A 14,786-nucleotide genomic window follows, 5' to 3' on the forward strand; every position below is an offset into this window, starting at 1 on the left:
GCGGCGATCGTCCCGAACGTGTCCGCGGCCGTCGTCGCCAGCCGTCCGTCGACCGCCTCTCAGGATCGTGCGCAGCCGCGCTGCGCCGACTCGAACGGGTCCGCTTCTGCCCCGGGGCGACGGCCCGGGCGTTCCGGCACTGGCGAACTCTGGCCCACGGCCCACTCCGGCGAGTCGCAGACCCGTTTACGGCGACTCGCTGCGGAATCCCCGAATGCGGCTGCGATCCCGGCCTCGCCCGCGATCACCTCGAAGCAGTGCTTCACGCCCTGCCGAGGAAGAGCGCACGCGAACTGCGCGCGCTCGTGCGGCCTCTTGACGACAAGATCCTTACGAGAGCCAGGAACATTCAGTACGACAACCCGGACGTCCCTTGGTGGCGAGGGCAGGTCTGAAGGGACTCGTGGCCCTGCACGTTCAACTCGGGTGTGCGGGGCCGGAGTCGAGTCAGCCCACCAGGTCGTCGCTGCGCCTGCGGCGACCCGTCAGTCCCTCCGTGCTGTGGTGCCTGAGGGGCGCGTGCGGGTCGCTGCCGGCGGGGGTGTGGTCGGTGTGCACGGTCGCGGCGGTCAGCCGGGGCACGGCGTGGATCAGGGCGTGTTCGGCCTCGACGGCCAGCCGGTGCGCGGTCACGACTGTCAGGTGCGGGTCGACGACGATGTCCGCCTCCGCGCGCAGGGCGTGACCTATCCAGCGCATCCGCACCTGGCCCACACCTCGCACGCCGTCGACGTCACGCAGGGCGTACTCGGCTCGCTCGACCAGGTGGGGGTCGACAGAGTCCATCAGGCGCCGGTACACCTCTCGTGCCGCGTCCTTGAGGACGAACAGGATGGCGGCGGTGATGAGCAGGCCGATGACCGGGTCCGCGTACCGCCAGCCGAGGGCGGCGCCGCCGGCGCCGAGGAGGACGGCGAGGGACGTGAAACCGTCGGTGCGGGCATGCAGTCCATCGGCGACCAGGGCTGCTGAACCGATCCGCCGCCCGGTGCGGATGCGGTAGCGGGCGACCCACTCGTTGCCCAGGAATCCCGTCAGGGCCGCGGCGGCGACTGCCCACAGGTGGGTGATGTCGCGGGGGTGGAGCAGCCGGTCCAGCGCTGCCCATGCGGCGAGGACCGCGGAGGCGGCGATGGTGGCGACGATGAGGATGCCGGCGAGGTCCTCGGCACGGCCGTAGCCGTAGGTGTAGCGGCTGTTGGCCGCTCGCCGCCCGAGCAGGAATGCGATGGCCAGCGGCACGGCGGTCAGCGCGTCCGCAGCGTTGTGGATCGTGTCGCCGAGCAGAGCGACCGAGCCTGACACGGCGACGATGACCGCTTGGATCACAGTGGTGAGGCCGAGGATGGCGACGGATATCCACAGCGTGCGCATCCCCTCGCGGGAGGTCTCCATCGCCGCGTCCACCTTGTCGGTGGACTCGTGACTGTGCGGCGTGAAGACGTGCGCCAGCCGATGCCGAAGTCTTGCTGTCCGGGACCCGTGTCCCTGCTTGTGATCGTCGTCGCGGTCAGTGATGTGGTCGTGCTGTATCCCCTCCATGACCGACCACCGTGGCACAAGGAACCCATTGCAGCCATAGCCGTCATACCTACTCTGACCAGCTGCGATTCATTCGCAATTACCCTCAGGGGGTATCAAACTTCTGACCGGGGACGGAGCGGCGGGCCGTACCCGGCGCCGGTCGCGGGCCGGTCATCGAGGACGCGTGCCCCGGCCGGCGTCAATCCCTCATGTGAGGCGGGCGTGGGCTTCGCTGAGGCGGTACGGGCCGGGTTCCGGCTCGGCAGCCCGCGGGACCCGGCCCATGGAGGGCCGCCACACCTGCAACTGGCCGCGCCCCTGGGCGTCTTGGGGCACCCCCGGCCGAGCAGGGCGGCTCGCGCGGAGGGCGTGGAGGGCGCAGACTGCGCGTTCGCCGGAGGCATGAGTGGCGGTTCGCCGTGACCGCCGACGAGGCCCTCCGCGGGTGCGCGGTCGTCTGTTTCCGCAGCCCGTGCGCGGTTCGGTCGGTGGGCGTATGCATCAGGCCGTTGTTCGGGGGTACCGGCGTGAGTGAACCCGGGTGTGCGGAACCGCCGGACTGACTGCCGACGGTGCGTGCCGGGTAACGCGAACTCCGCCGGGCACCGAACGACTTGGGTACACATGACCGATCAGCTTCGCGTGACGACGATGAACGTCCTGGATCTTCGGCAAGCCGACGGAGCGCACCGGCGGGGTGTGATCCGGGAGGGCATCCGGGCGTTGCAGCCTGACCTCGTCGCCCTGCAGGAGGTGGGGAGCGAGGCCGGGATCGACGACGTGGAGGACCTGCTCGGAGGCGGCTGGCACATCGCCGCCCATCCGCGCTGGGGCGAGGACGGCGTCGGCGCCGCGCTGGCGAGCCGCTGGCCCGTGGGCGAAGTCCGCTCCGCCGATCTGAAGGTCACGGAGAGGACCAAGCAGACGCCCTGGTGCGGCGTGGTGGTCGCGGAGATCCACGCGCCCGAACCGCTGGGCACCTTCGTGGTCGCCCACCACAAGCCGAGCTGGCCCTACGGCTGCGAACGTGAACGCGAACTGCAGGCCGTGGAGTGCGCCCGGCTCGTCGAGGGCTTCGCCGGGGACGACCAGCACGTGGTACTGCTCGGCGACTTCGACGCAGAGCCGGATTCCGCGAGCATCAGGTTCTGGACGGGCCGGCAGTCCCTGGAGGGCGTCAGCGTGGCCTACCGCGACGCGTGGGACGCGCTCTACCCGTCCGAGCCGGGGCACACGTTCTCGCCCCGGGACAACGTCCTTGCCGCAGAAGGTTGTTCGGAGGAGGAACCGCCTCGCCGGATCGACTACGTGATGGTGCGCTGCGACCGCGACGGGCCGCCGAGGCTGCGCGTCACGGACTGCCGCAGAGTGCTCGTGGAGCCCGTCGCGGGCACGCAGGCCAGCGACCACTACGGCGTCTTCGCCGAGTTGACCCTGCCCCCGCGCACTCGACGGTCCGGGTCCGCCGGCCACTCGCGCTCCGGGAGATCTGCCGGAGCGGCGTGAGCCGGATTCCGCATCTGCCCCGCTGAAACGTCCGGAAGCGGGCACCCGGAATGCAGTGCCCGGAGGCCGGAACTCGGAGGGACCGGACTCGGAGGCCGGACGCCGGAAGTCGGAGGCCGCCGGCCGGAAGCCGGAAGTTCCGGGTCACGGACCTCAGTTCGGCCTCAGGTACGACCCGCCCCCTCCCGGGCCTCACGGTCTTGCGGCGCACGCGCCCGCACCGACCGTGCCCCTCAACGGGCCCGCCCGCGGGGCCATTCGCCGGGGCCCGGCCACGAGGCGGCCTCGGGGTCCGGGCCACGAGCCCCGTACGTGAAGAAGCAAAGCGAATCGACTGTAAGGAGAAGACCCGTGGACTGGATGCTGGACGCCGCCTGCCGTGACGAGGACCCCGAGCTGTTCTTCCCGATCGGCACCACCGGGCCGGCCGTTCTGCAGGCCGAGGAGGCGAAGGCGGTCTGCCGTCGCTGCCCGGTCATCGAGCAGTGCCTGGAAGCGGGTGCCGACCAGCACTACGGAGTGTGGGGCGGGCTCTCCGAGACCGAACGGCAGGCCCTCAGGCGCCGCAACCGCAGGGCCGCTCGCCGGGTGAGCCAGTGACGCGCACCCCTCCGCCGGCGGCGCCCCGCAGAGCGAGGTCCGCTCCCGAGCAGGGCGCCGCCGGGCGGACGCGCGTCGGCTGACGGACGGAGGCGCTTCGCCGGCGGGCGCCCGTCGCCGGGCGGACGGCGAGGGACGCTCCAGCGCCCCGTCCCCGAAGGGGCCGCGCTCGGCGAGGCGGAGGACGCGGAGGACGCGAAGGAACAAGCCTTTACCAACGCGTAACTTACCGCAGGGTTACTTGCGGTAAGGGCTCGCTGCTAGCTTGCGCGCATCCCACCGGAGCGCAGCGAGGAGTGAGCGATGAGCCCCGAGAGCACCCGTTCGTGTTCCGTCCGCGGCACCGCGCGTCCGGGGGCCCGCGGGGGCTCCGGCCCCGGCCGTCTCCCCCGTGTACGCCGGCGCGCAGGCGGTGTACGGGTCTGGGGACTCGCCGTCGCCGCGGCGGCCTGTGCGTCTCTCTGCGCCGTGCCCGCCTCCGCCGCCGAGGGATCCGAGTCCGTCGTCTCCCGGGGAGTGACCATCCCCGAGTTCTACAACCCGCCTTCCGAACTCCCGGACCGCAACGGCGAGTTGTTCCGCCACGAGCCGCTGCCGCTCGGACTCTCCCTGCCCGGTCTGGACGGCCGCCCGATGCCAGGGACGGCGACCCGGCTGATGTACAAGTCCACGGATTCCGACGGGAGTCCGGTCGCGGTGAGCGGCGCGTACATCGAGCCGTCGGCCGAGTGGAAGGGCGACGGTCCGCGGCCGCTCGTGGCTCTGGCGTCGGGCACCATGGGGCAGGGAGACCAGTGCGCGCCCTCGCTGGCGCTGCAGCATCCGCTGACCCTGAACGGCCAGACCGTCTCCGTCGCGTACGAGGACCTGGCGATCTACCGGCTCCTCTCCAAGGGCGCGGCGGTCGTGGTGACCGACTACGCCGGGCTCGGCGCGACCGACCGGCTCCACACGTACGTCAACCGCGTCGACCAGGCACACGCTCTGCTCGACGCCGCACGCGCCGCACGCTCGGTGCCCGGAGCGTCGGTCACGCCCGGGTCGCGCGTCGGGCTGTACGGGTACAGCCAGGGCGGCGGAGCGAGCGCCGCGGCGGCGGAACTCCAGCCCGCTTACGCCCCCGAGATCGAGCTGGCGGGAACCTACTCGGGTGCGCCGCCGGCCGACCTGACCGAGGTCATGAAGGGCATCGACGGCAGCGCCCTGGCGGGAGCGCTGGGCTGGTCGGTCAACGGCTTCGCCCAGTCCGACGCCGACGTGCGCGACATCGTCGACGCCAACGTCAACGCCACCGGCCGCGACGCGCTGAGGGACATCTCCACCATGTGCGTCGGCGACGCGATCTTCCGCTACGGCTTCACGCAGAGCGGCAAGTGGACGGAGAGCGGCAAGTCCCTCGGCGAGATCATCGCCGCCGAGCCGGAGGCGCGTGCCGTCCTCGACGACCAGCGCGTCGGCGACCGCAGGCCCGCGGGTCCCGTGCGGGTGGCGACCGGCGTCCAGGACGACATCGTCCCCCACGAGCAGGCCCGCCGGCTGGCCGTGGACTGGTGCCGCCAGGGCGCGAACGTCACGTACGAGGGGATCGAGCTGCCGAATCTCGGCGACAAGCTCCTCACCAACCACCTCGTCCCCCTCATCACGGACCAGGGCAAGGCCGTCTCGTGGCTGACCGACCGCCTCTCGGGCGACGCGGCGGCCTCCGGCTGCGCGACCCTGCCCGGCAGGCGGTGACCGGCTCCGGCGGCAGTGACCCGGCCCGGTGCGCGGCACCCGCGCCCGTCTCCCGAGCTGCATCCGACGTGCGGGATACGAGGTTCCGCAGACGTGCCGCATGCGGCGCAGGACCGGGCGACAGGCCGCGCTGCTGATCACCCTCTGGTCAACTGACCATGCGCACAGGACACTTGGGCGTCCTTCCGGCGCGCCGGACGTCACCGGGGACGAACTCCGGTACGTCCGCCGCGGTACGTCCGCCGCGCCGGGTTCCGTGACCCTGAGAGGAACCGATGAAGCTCAGACGTCCCAGATCCGTGGCGAGGGCGGCCTCGGCCGCGGCGACCGCCGTGCTGGCCCTCACGATCGGCGCGGCCGGCGCCGGCACCGCGCACGCGCAGGAGGCACCGGCCGGCGAGGCCGCGAACCCCTGCCACTACTCGACCGCGACACCCGCCCTCCAGCTGGGAGACACCGGCCCCGCCGTCAAGCAGGCGCAGTGCTACCTGCTGCACACCTTGATCATCGACGACATCATCGAGGTCAGCGGCACCTTCGACCAGAAGACCGAGATCCGCGTCGGTCAGTTCCAGCGCTGCGCCGGCCTCCCGTCGAACGGAGTCGTGGGGGCGACGACGTGGTCCGCGATGGAGCGGTTCGTCAACAGCGGCCGCGTCTGCTGAGACCGCCGGTGAGCAAGGGTCGCGCGGGCCCGTCACGTGAGGGAGACCGTGGCTGTACGCGGGCTCCATGAGTCGGGCCCCATGAGCCGGCCCGGGCGGTACGCGGGCCACGTGCGCCCCGGGCCGTGCGCGACCGGCGCCGTGAGTGAGGCCTGAGCGATACGCGGGCACCGCAGCCGCGCATCGCTCAGGCCGTGACCGGCCGGCCGGGTGCTGGGACGGCAAGACCCGGCCGGCCGAGCTCGTCAGTCCGGCGGGTAGAGGTACGTGCCGTTCTCGTTGGCGAAGCCGGACCCGAACCGGGCGCCCGGAGCGGGCAGTTGCAGGTCGACGGGGTTGAAGGCGAGCGAACCCGCCGCGGTCAGGCCGGAAGTGGTCCCGCGCAGCGACCAGACGGCGCCGGTGCCGTTCTCCTCCGGCGCGGCGACGGCGAGTTCGTCCCGCGAGTCGCCGTCGACGTCGAGCAGGTGCACGGCACCCCCGAACCGGTCGCCGGCCTCCGCGACGCCGGGGATCTTCGACGTGTCCTGGTGGAAGGCCTGCGCGCCGGTGCCGCTCAGCCCGCCGGAGCGGCCCTTGAGCAGCACCACCGCGCCCGCCGCGGGCTTCGTCCCGAGGGCTTCGAAGGGCACCCCCACCGCCAGGTCGGCGTAGCCGTCGCCGGTGACGTCCCCCGCGTCGAGCCGGGCGCCGAACTGGTCGCCCTTCTCGCTGACTCCGGGAACGCCGGACGTGTTCTGCGTGATCGTCTTGACGCGCGTGGTGCTCGGCCCGCTGGACGTCCCGTAGTAGACCTTCACCGTGCCGGCGTCGTAGGGAAGGTTCTCGGTGATCCCGCCGGGGACGGTACGGGTCGCGAGGTCGCCCTTGCCGTCCTTGTCGAAGTCGCCGACGACCGCCGTGTCGGCGGAGTCCAGCGGAGCCGGGTCCGTGGACAGGCCCGAGGCGGTGCCGCGCCAGAACTTGCCGCCCTCGGCGTGGTTCTGCCAGGAGTAGAACGTGGCGAGGTCGTCGATCCCGTCGCCCGTCATGTCGCCGGCGGCCACGGACGAGATCGAGTTGTCGGTGCTGTGCATGTCGATCCGCTGCTCGTCCGCGGGCTCGCCGGAGCGGGTGAACGGGCCGGTCAGCAGGGAGCGGAACTCCCAGTCGTCGCCGTGGCGCATGACGAGGTCCGCCTCGCCGTCGCCGTCGAAGTCGCCCGCCGCGAGGTCGTCGCCGACCTCCCAGCCGCTCGTCCCGTCCGGCGCCTCGATCGTCGTGGCGCCCTGCCCGGTGAGACCGCCGGCGCGCCCCCACAGGACGGTCACGGTGCCGTAGCTGCTGGTCGCGGCGACCGACTCGCCGGAGCTGCGCACCGCGAGGTCGGTGAGGCCGTCGCCGTCGAGGTCGCGGGCGACGATCTTCTGGCCGAAGCGGTCGTCGCTCTCCGCCGTGCCGGGGACCCCCGCGGTGTTCTGGCTGACGAGCGTGGCCGACGAGGGGTCCAGCCCCTTCGCCGTGCCGTACGTGACGACGATGTAGCCCGCCCTGGCCTGCCCGGAGACGGTCGCCTCGGAGGCGGCCGTGGCGACGTCCTGGTGGCCGTCTCCGTCGAAGTCCTCCCGCACGGACTTCGCGGAGGGGGCTTCAGCCGCGGCGGTCACGGTTCCGGCCCCCTCCGCGGACGCTGCGGCGGCGGACGCCGTACCCGCACCGGAGACGGCCGCCCCCGCGAGAGCGACCCCCGCTCCCACCACGGCCGCACAAAGCCGTCGAACGCGCATAACTCCTCCAAGTCCCCCCGATATGGCGGTTCGGAGGTGAGACACGCGTAGCCCGCGAATAGTTGTGCGGATCATCCATCAACTTGCGAATCGTTCCCGTCCGTTGACCACTACGGCCCCGCCCCTTGCCCACGCCGTCCCGTCCGTCGTGCGCAGCGGCCGCAACGGCCGTGGGGAAGCGGGCAGATGGGGCCCGGGACGGCTTCTGCGGTCCGGGGCGGGGAGACACAGCGGAAGCCGGAAGATGACGTCGTACCGGTTACCTCCTGGTAACCGATCTGCTTACATGGCGAAACGACCGATCCCCCACCCCCCACGGGAGACGACATGCCACCCTCAAGCCGCCGGGTACGGAAGCTCCTTCGCGCTCAGAGCCTCGCAACCATCGGCGCGCTGGCCGCAGTCACCCTCGTCGCGAGCGGTTCCTCCGCGAACGCCTCACTTCCCGACGCACCGGCCGGGAAGGCGCCCGCCTCGTCCGCCGGGGGCGCCGGCGTCCAGAAGGCCGCCGGCAAGGCGGAGGCCGCCGACACGCCCGCCCTGAAGGTGCTCAGCTACAACACCTTCCTCTTCCACAAGCTCATCTATCCCGACTGGGGCCAGGACCACAGGGCCGACGCCATCCCGGACGCCGACTTCTTCCAGGGCCACGACGTCGTCGTCCTCCAGGAGGCCTTCGACAACGGCTCGTCCGACACCGTCCAGGAGAAGGCGAAAGCCCAGTACCCGCACCAGACTCCGGTGCTCGGCCGCAGCAAGTCCGGCTGGGACGCGACCGGGGGCTCCTGGTCCGACATCGCTCCCGAGGACGGCGGGGTGACGATCTTCAGCAAGTGGCCGATCGTCCGCAAGGAGCAGTTCGTCTACGACCACGGCTGCGGTGCGGACTACCTCTCCAACAAGGGCTTCGTCTACGTCGAACTCGACGTGAACGGCACGAAGGTGCACGTCGTCGGAACGCACGTGCAGGCAGGGGACTCCGCGTGCGGCGACGGCGAGCCGCAGAAGATCCGCGCGGAGCAGTTCAAGGCGATCGACTCCTTCCTCGACGAGAAGGCCATCCCCGCCGACGAACAGGTCATGGTCGCGGGCGACTTCAACACGAACTCGCGCGGCGAGGAGTACCCGTCCATGCTGGCGAACGCCGACCTCGCTCCGGCGGACGCCCGTACGGGCCACCCCTACTCGTCGGACCACGTGGAGAACACCATCGCGAAGGGGCGCAACGACAACGGCAGCCGCTCCGACCTGGACTACGTCCTGCACCGCAACGGACACGCACGTCCCGCGGGCTGGCAGAACGAGGTCGTCAAGGAGGTGAGCGCCCCCTGGGAGTCGAAGGAGGGCACCTTCACCAACCTCTCCGACCACTACCCCGTCATCGGGGGCCCGGCCTCCTGACGCGTCCGGATCGGCGCCACCGACGGCGGCGGCCCCCGGCCCGGGGCTTGTTCACCCCGGGCCGGGGGCCGCGGCCGTTCAGCCGGGGCCGTCCCGGCCGCCGGTGTCCTCCTGGGAGCCGCCGCCGTCCGCGGCGGCAGGCGGTTCCTCGGCCGTGCGCCGTCCTTGCAGCCGCTCGTCGAGGGTGAGGAAGACCGTCATCCCCGCCAGCGCCCAGGCGGACAGCACCAGGTAGGGCCAGGCGTGCACGTTCCCCGGGAAGTACACGGCGGTGTGCTGGGCGTTGACCGAGGCGCCCGGAGGGAGCCACCGCCCGACCGTGCCCAGCAGCGACGGCAGCAGCGGCCACGACACCGCCCCGCCCGACGACGGGTTGCCGAGCAGCACCAGCAGGAACCAGGTCGGGATCATCGCCCAGCGCCCGAAGAGGGTGTTGAACATCGTGAAGACCATGCCCGCGGTGAACATCGTCAGCGAGAGGATCGCCCAGGAGTGGACGAAGGGCAGGTGCACCGCGCGCAGCAGCCAGCCCACCATCGCCGCGATGACGAATCCGCCCAGCAGGGAGTACGCGGCGATGACCGCCAGGCGGGGCCGCCTGGCGAGGCCCGGGACGTTGGCGTGGAGCTGGATCGCGCCGATGAAGCCGATGATGTCGGCGGCGAGGGTGATGTAGAAGATCGTCAGTCCGCGCGGGTCGCCGCGCCCGAGCGGCTTGAGGTCGTGGACGGTCACCTCGACGCCCGCCTCCTTGCCCGCCTTGGGCGCGGCCGCCCGGAGCACCTCGGCCACGGAGGCGCCCGCCGCGCCCGAGAGGTCCATGACCACATCGCCCTCCGCTCCGACTCGCAAGACGGCGAAGACCTTCTGCTCGTCGACCGCCTCCTCCGCCTCCGCGTACGTCCCGTACCGGTGCAGCTTCAGCGAGGAGCCGAGCCCCTTCTCCATGGCGGTGACGAAGTCCCGCGCCTCCCGTTCGTCCATGGCGCGGCCGACGACGGCGGTGGGGATGTCGTGCGGGGTCGGGTCGGCCATGGCGTAGGTGTAGGAGGCGGCGAAGAGCCCGGCCCCGGCGGCGACGATCAGGACCAGCACGGAGGCCGGGAAGAAGGGCGAACCGGTGAAGGCCCGCCACCGCGAGCGCCAGAACCCGGACGGCGAAGGGCCGGGCGGGGACGTGCCGGATTGCCGCGATCCGGACTGCGGTGATCCGGACTGCGGCGATTCGGGAGAAAGGCGGTCGGAGTCCGCACTGGAGCCCGGGTCGTTGTGCTCGTGGTGCTCGCTCATGCACGTCACATTAGGCAGCTTCTGCCGTAATAGTCCCTTTAGTCGCTGCCAGTCGCCGCCGCTCGTGCCGCACGTTGGGCCGCGTCTCCCGCGTGCACCGGTCCGCGTGAACCGGCCCGCGTGAACCGGCCCGCGTGAACCGACCCACGGGGAATTGGCTGGCAGCCGGATTCGGTGAAGTGCGATCCTGGAGCAGGTATGCCGACATCCACATCTCCCGCCCCGTCCTTCGACGCACTGCGCGAACGCCTGCCCGAGCTGCTCCTGCGCGACAGGCAGCGCCTGAGCCGGCGTCTCGACGGCGCCCGGAAGATCCGCAAGCCGCAGGCCCGGGAAGCGGTGCTCAGCGAGATCGCCGCCGCGATGGACGACTCCGAGCTGAAGGTGGCGGCTCGGCGCGAGGCCCTGCCCGAGATCAGTTACCCGGAGCAGCTGCCCGTCAGCCAGAAGAAGGACGCCATCCTCGAGGCGATACGCGACAACCAGGTCGTGATCGTCGCGGGCGAGACCGGCTCGGGCAAGACGACGCAGATCCCCAAGATCTGCATGGAGCTGGGCCGCGGCGTCCACGGCGTCATCGGCCACACGCAGCCCCGGCGTATCGCGGCGCGCACGGTCGCCGAGCGGGTGGCCGACGAGCTGGGCACGGAGCTCGGCGAGGCCGTCGGCTGGAAGGTCCGCTTCACGGACCAGGTCAAGGACCACACGCTCGTCAAGCTGATGACGGACGGCATCCTGCTCGCGGAGATCCAGCAGGACCGCGAGCTTCGCCAGTACGACACGATCATCATCGACGAGGCACACGAACGCAGCCTCAACATCGACTTCCTGCTCGGCTACCTGGCTCAGCTCCTGCCCAGACGCCCGGAGTTGAAGGTCGTCATCACCTCCGCCACGATCGACCCGGAGCGCTTCTCGCGCCACTTCGGCGACGCTCCGATCGTCGAGGTCAGCGGCCGCACGTACCCGGTGGAGGTCCGCTACCGGCCGCTCCTCGAAGAGGACTCGGAGGAGAAGGACCGCGACCAGGTCACGGCCGTGTGCGACGCCGTCGACGAGCTGCAGGCGGAGGGCCCGGGCGACATCCTCGTCTTCCTCTCCGGCGAGCGGGAGATCCGGGACACGGCCGACGCCCTGGAGAAGCGGAACAACCGGGGAGGCAGCACCGCCGGCAGGGGCGAGACCGAGATCCTCCCCCTCTACGCGCGTCTCTCGCACGCCGAGCAGCACCGCGTCTTCCAGCGCCACTCCAACCGCCGCGTCGTCCTCGCGACGAACGTCGCCGAGACGTCGCTGACCGTCCCCGGCATCAAGTACGTCGTGGACCCGGGCACCGCCCGCATCTCCCGCTACAGCCACCGCACCAAGGTCCAGCGGCTGCCCATCGAGCCCGTCAGCCAGGCCAGCGCGAACCAGCGCAAGGGCCGCTGCGGCCGTACGTCCGACGGCATCTGCGTCAGGCTCTACTCGGAGGAGGACTTCCTCTCCCGGCCGGAGTTCACTGACGCCGAGATCCTGCGCACGAACCTGGCGTCCGTGATCCTCCAGATGACGGCCGCGGGGCTGGGCGAGATCGAGAAGTTCCCCTTCATCGACCCGCCGGACCACCGCAGCATCAAAGCGGGCGTGCAACTGCTGGAGGAGCTGCACGCGTTCGACACCGAGCAGGGCGGCGGCAGGAAGCGCCTCACCGCCACCGGCCGCAAGCTCGCGCAGCTGCCCGTGGACCCGCGGCTGGCGCGCATGGTCCTGGAGGCGGACCGCAACGGCTGCGTCCAGGAGGTCATGGTCGTCGTCGCGGCGCTGTCCATCCAGGACCCGCGCGAACGCCCCGCGGACAAGCAGCAGCAGGCCGACCAGCAGCACGCCAGGTTCCGGGACGAGACGAGCGACTTCCTCGCCTTCCTCAACCTCTGGCGGTACGTGCGCGAGCGGCAGCGGGAGCTCTCCTCGTCTGCGTTCCGGCGCATGTGCAAGGCGGAGTTCCTCAACTACCTGCGCATACGGGAGTGGCAGGACATCCACGCCCAGCTGCGCCAGGTGGCGAAGACGATGGGCATCCACACGGCTTCCGCCGGCAAGGGCGGCGAGGAGGCGGAGACCCCCGCCGACGCGGTCCACCAGTCGCTGCTCGCGGGGCTGCTCTCGCACGTCGGCCTCAAGGACACCGAGAAGAACGAGTATCTCGGCGCCCGCAGCGCGAAGTTCGCCGTCTTCCCGGGTTCGGCGCTGTTCAAGAAGCAGCCGCGCTGGCTGATGTCGGCCGAACTGGTCGAGACGTCGCGGCTGTGGGCGCGCGTCAACGCCAAGATCGAGCCCGAGTGGGTCGAGCCGCTGGCGCAGCACCTGGTCAAGCGCACCTACAGCGAACCGCACTGGGAGCAGAAGCAGGCGGCCGTCATGGCGTACGAGCGGGTCACCCTCTACGGCGTGCCGCTCGTCGCCCAGCGCAAGGTCAACTACGGGCGGATCGACCCGGAGACGGCCCGCGACCTCTTCATCCGGCACGCCCTGGTCGAGGGGGACTGGCGCACGCACCACCAGTTCTTCCGTGACAATCGCAAACTCATCGACGAGGTCGAGGAGCTGGAGCACAGGGCGCGCCGCAGGGACATCCTGGTCGACGACGAGACGCTCTACGACTTCTACGACCAGCGCGTCCCCGAACACGTCGTGTCCGGCGCCCACTTCGACTCGTGGTGGAAGAAGCACCGGCGCGACGACCCTGACCTGCTGAACTTCGAGAAGTCCATGCTCATCAGCGAGCGGGCCGACGAGGTCAGCCGGACCGACTACCCGGACGTGTGGCAGCAGGGCCAGCTCACGCTGCGCGTCACCTACCAGTTCGGACCCGGCACGGACGCGGACGGCGTCACCGTCCACGTCCCCCTGCACGTGCTCAACCAGATCACCCCCGCGGGCTTCGACTGGCAGATCCCGGGGCTGCGCCACGACCTGGTCACCGAGCTGATCCGCTCGCTCCCCAAGGCCGTACGCCGCAACTACGTGCCGGCACCCGACTTCGCCGCCCGCTTCCTGCGCACCGCGGCGCTCGGCGGGGAAGCACTGACGAGCACACTCGTCCGCGAACTGCGGCGCATGGTGGGAGTGCCCTTCGAGGCGGGCGACTTCGACTGGGAGAAGGTGCCGGACCACCTCAAGGTCACCTTCCGGGTGGTGGACGAGCGGCGCCGGACGCTCGCGGAGTCCAAGGACCTGGAGGAGCTCCAGCTCCGGCTGCGGGAGAAGACGCAGGCCGCGATCGCCCGCGCCTTCGAGTCCGCGGAACGCTCCCGGCGCCCGAAGAAGTCGGCGGCGGACGGCGGCGAGCAGCGGGAAGCCGCGCGGGACGGCGCCGGGGCAGGGGACTCCACGGCCGAGGCGGCAGCGAGCCAGGGCGCCGCCCTGGCCTCCCGTACGGGCCTCACCGACTGGACGATCGGCACCCTCCCCCGTCTCTTCGAGACGAAGCGCGCGGGCCAGCCCGTCAAGGCGTATCCGGCGCTCGTCGACGACGGCGGCTCCGTCTCGGTGCGGCTGTTCGACACGGAAGACGAGCAGCAGCAGGCCATGTGGAGCGGGACCCGCCGGCTGATCCTGCTCAACATCCCCTCCGATCCCGCCAAGTTCGCCGCCTCGAAGCTGTCCAACCCGCAGAAGCTCGCGCTGTCCCGCTCGCCGCACGGCAGCGTCCAGGCGCTCTTCGAGGACTGCGTGACGGCCGCCGCGGACCGGCTCGTCGCCGTGCACGGCGGCCCCGCATGGGACGAGGACGCCTTCCGCAAGCTCTTCGACGCGGTGCGCACCGACCTCGTCGACGCCACGCTGAGGACGGTCAAGCAGGTCCAGGAGGTGCTGGCGGCCTGGCACTCGTGCGAACAGCGTCTGCGCGGAATCACCAGCCCCGCCCTGCAGCCCTCCCGGGCCGACGTCGAGGAGCAGGTCGCCGCGCTCGTCTGCCCCGGCTTCGTCACCCGGCACGGCGCGCACCGGCTGCAGGACCTGCTGCGCTACCTCGTCGCCGCCGACCGGCGCCTGCAGCAGATGCCGAACAACGCGGAGCGCGACCGCACGCGCATGGCGAAGGTCAAGGAGATGCAGGACGAACACCTGTGGCTGCTGGAGCAGTTCCCCGAGGGACGCCCGCTTCCGCAGGCCGCTCGGGACATCCGGTGGATGATCGAGGAGCTGCGCGTCAGCTACTTCGCCCACGCGCTGGGCACCGCCTACCCGGTGAGCGACAAACGCATCGTGAAGGCGGTGGACGCGGCAGTGCCGAAGCCCTGACGCGGGGGTGACG

The 14,786-nt window shown here is 71.4% G+C and carries 9 protein-coding genes; 6 read left to right on the top strand and 3 right to left on the bottom strand.

Going from position 1 to position 14,786, the window contains the following annotated elements; genetic code table 11:
• Positions 1-447 precede the first annotated feature (447 nt).
• Positions 448-1,542 carry a cation diffusion facilitator family transporter gene (locus IEY56_RS25435; RefSeq protein WP_189039607.1) on the bottom strand — a complete coding sequence of 365 codons (1,095 nt, stop codon included), beginning with the start codon at positions 1,540-1,542 and terminating at the stop codon, positions 448-450.
• Between the two features lie 606 nt (positions 1,543-2,148).
• Between IEY56_RS25435 and IEY56_RS25440 the strand changes: the two genes are divergently transcribed.
• From IEY56_RS25440 to IEY56_RS25455, 4 genes are all read left to right on the top strand, one after another.
• Positions 2,149-3,030, top strand: coding sequence for an endonuclease/exonuclease/phosphatase family protein (locus IEY56_RS25440; RefSeq protein ID WP_189039608.1), 882 nt, complete (start codon positions 2,149-2,151; stop codon positions 3,028-3,030).
• A gap of 351 nt (positions 3,031-3,381) precedes the next feature.
• Positions 3,382-3,630, top strand: a complete 249-nt coding sequence (locus IEY56_RS25445; RefSeq protein ID WP_189039609.1) for a WhiB family transcriptional regulator — start codon at positions 3,382-3,384, stop codon at positions 3,628-3,630.
• A 303-nt stretch (positions 3,631-3,933) separates the two neighbouring features.
• Positions 3,934-5,364 carry a lipase family protein gene (locus tag IEY56_RS25450; protein ID WP_189039610.1) on the top strand — a complete coding sequence of 477 codons (1,431 nt, stop codon included), beginning with the start codon at positions 3,934-3,936 and terminating at the stop codon, positions 5,362-5,364.
• A gap of 275 nt (positions 5,365-5,639) precedes the next feature.
• Complete coding sequence (locus IEY56_RS25455; RefSeq protein WP_189039611.1) at positions 5,640-6,029, top strand: peptidoglycan-binding domain-containing protein; 390 nt, start codon at positions 5,640-5,642, stop codon at positions 6,027-6,029.
• Between the two features lie 245 nt (positions 6,030-6,274).
• On the opposite strand, the gene IEY56_RS25460 is transcribed toward IEY56_RS25455, so the two are convergent.
• The gene (locus IEY56_RS25460; RefSeq protein ID WP_229712195.1) at positions 6,275-7,675 is read right to left on the bottom strand and encodes an FG-GAP-like repeat-containing protein; all 1,401 of its coding nucleotides are present in this window, start codon (positions 7,673-7,675) and stop codon (positions 6,275-6,277) included.
• A gap of 447 nt (positions 7,676-8,122) precedes the next feature.
• Here IEY56_RS25460 and sph point away from each other — a divergent pair, with 447 nt between their 5' ends.
• Positions 8,123-9,196 carry a sphingomyelin phosphodiesterase gene (gene sph / locus IEY56_RS25465; protein WP_189039613.1) on the top strand — a complete coding sequence of 358 codons (1,074 nt, stop codon included), beginning with the start codon at positions 8,123-8,125 and terminating at the stop codon, positions 9,194-9,196.
• A 78-nt stretch (positions 9,197-9,274) separates the two neighbouring features.
• Here sph and IEY56_RS25470 read toward each other — a convergent pair whose 3' ends face one another.
• Positions 9,275-10,486, bottom strand: coding sequence for an ABC-2 transporter permease (locus tag IEY56_RS25470; RefSeq protein WP_189039614.1), 1,212 nt, complete (start codon positions 10,484-10,486; stop codon positions 9,275-9,277).
• 198 nt (positions 10,487-10,684) lie between these two features.
• On the opposite strand from IEY56_RS25470, the gene hrpA reads away from it, so the two are divergent.
• Entirely contained in the window at positions 10,685-14,773 is a 4,089-nt protein-coding gene (gene hrpA, locus IEY56_RS25475) for an ATP-dependent RNA helicase HrpA (protein ID WP_189039615.1), read from the top strand.
• The last annotated feature ends 13 nt before the right edge of the window (positions 14,774-14,786 follow it).

Origin of the sequence: Streptomyces daqingensis, assembly GCF_014645895.1 — a bacterium.
In the GTDB taxonomy this organism is placed as follows: Bacteria; Actinomycetota; Actinomycetes; order Streptomycetales; family Streptomycetaceae; genus Streptomyces; species Streptomyces daqingensis.

What these genes read in the sequence shown, in the direction of transcription:
- IEY56_RS25435 (WP_189039607.1), bottom strand. Translation starts at nt 1,542, where the DNA reads ATGGAGGGGATACAGCACGACCACATCACTGACCGCGACGACGATCAC.
- IEY56_RS25440 (WP_189039608.1), top strand. Translation starts at nt 2,149, where the DNA reads ATGACCGATCAGCTTCGCGTGACGACGATGAACGTCCTGGATCTTCGG.
- IEY56_RS25450 (WP_189039610.1), top strand. Translation starts at nt 3,934, where the DNA reads ATGAGCCCCGAGAGCACCCGTTCGTGTTCCGTCCGCGGCACCGCGCGT.
- IEY56_RS25455 (WP_189039611.1), top strand. Translation starts at nt 5,640, where the DNA reads ATGAAGCTCAGACGTCCCAGATCCGTGGCGAGGGCGGCCTCGGCCGCG.
- sph (WP_189039613.1), top strand. Translation starts at nt 8,123, where the DNA reads ATGCCACCCTCAAGCCGCCGGGTACGGAAGCTCCTTCGCGCTCAGAGC.
- IEY56_RS25470 (WP_189039614.1), bottom strand. Translation starts at nt 10,486, where the DNA reads ATGAGCGAGCACCACGAGCACAACGACCCGGGCTCCAGTGCGGACTCC.
- hrpA (WP_189039615.1), top strand. Translation starts at nt 10,685, where the DNA reads ATGCCGACATCCACATCTCCCGCCCCGTCCTTCGACGCACTGCGCGAA.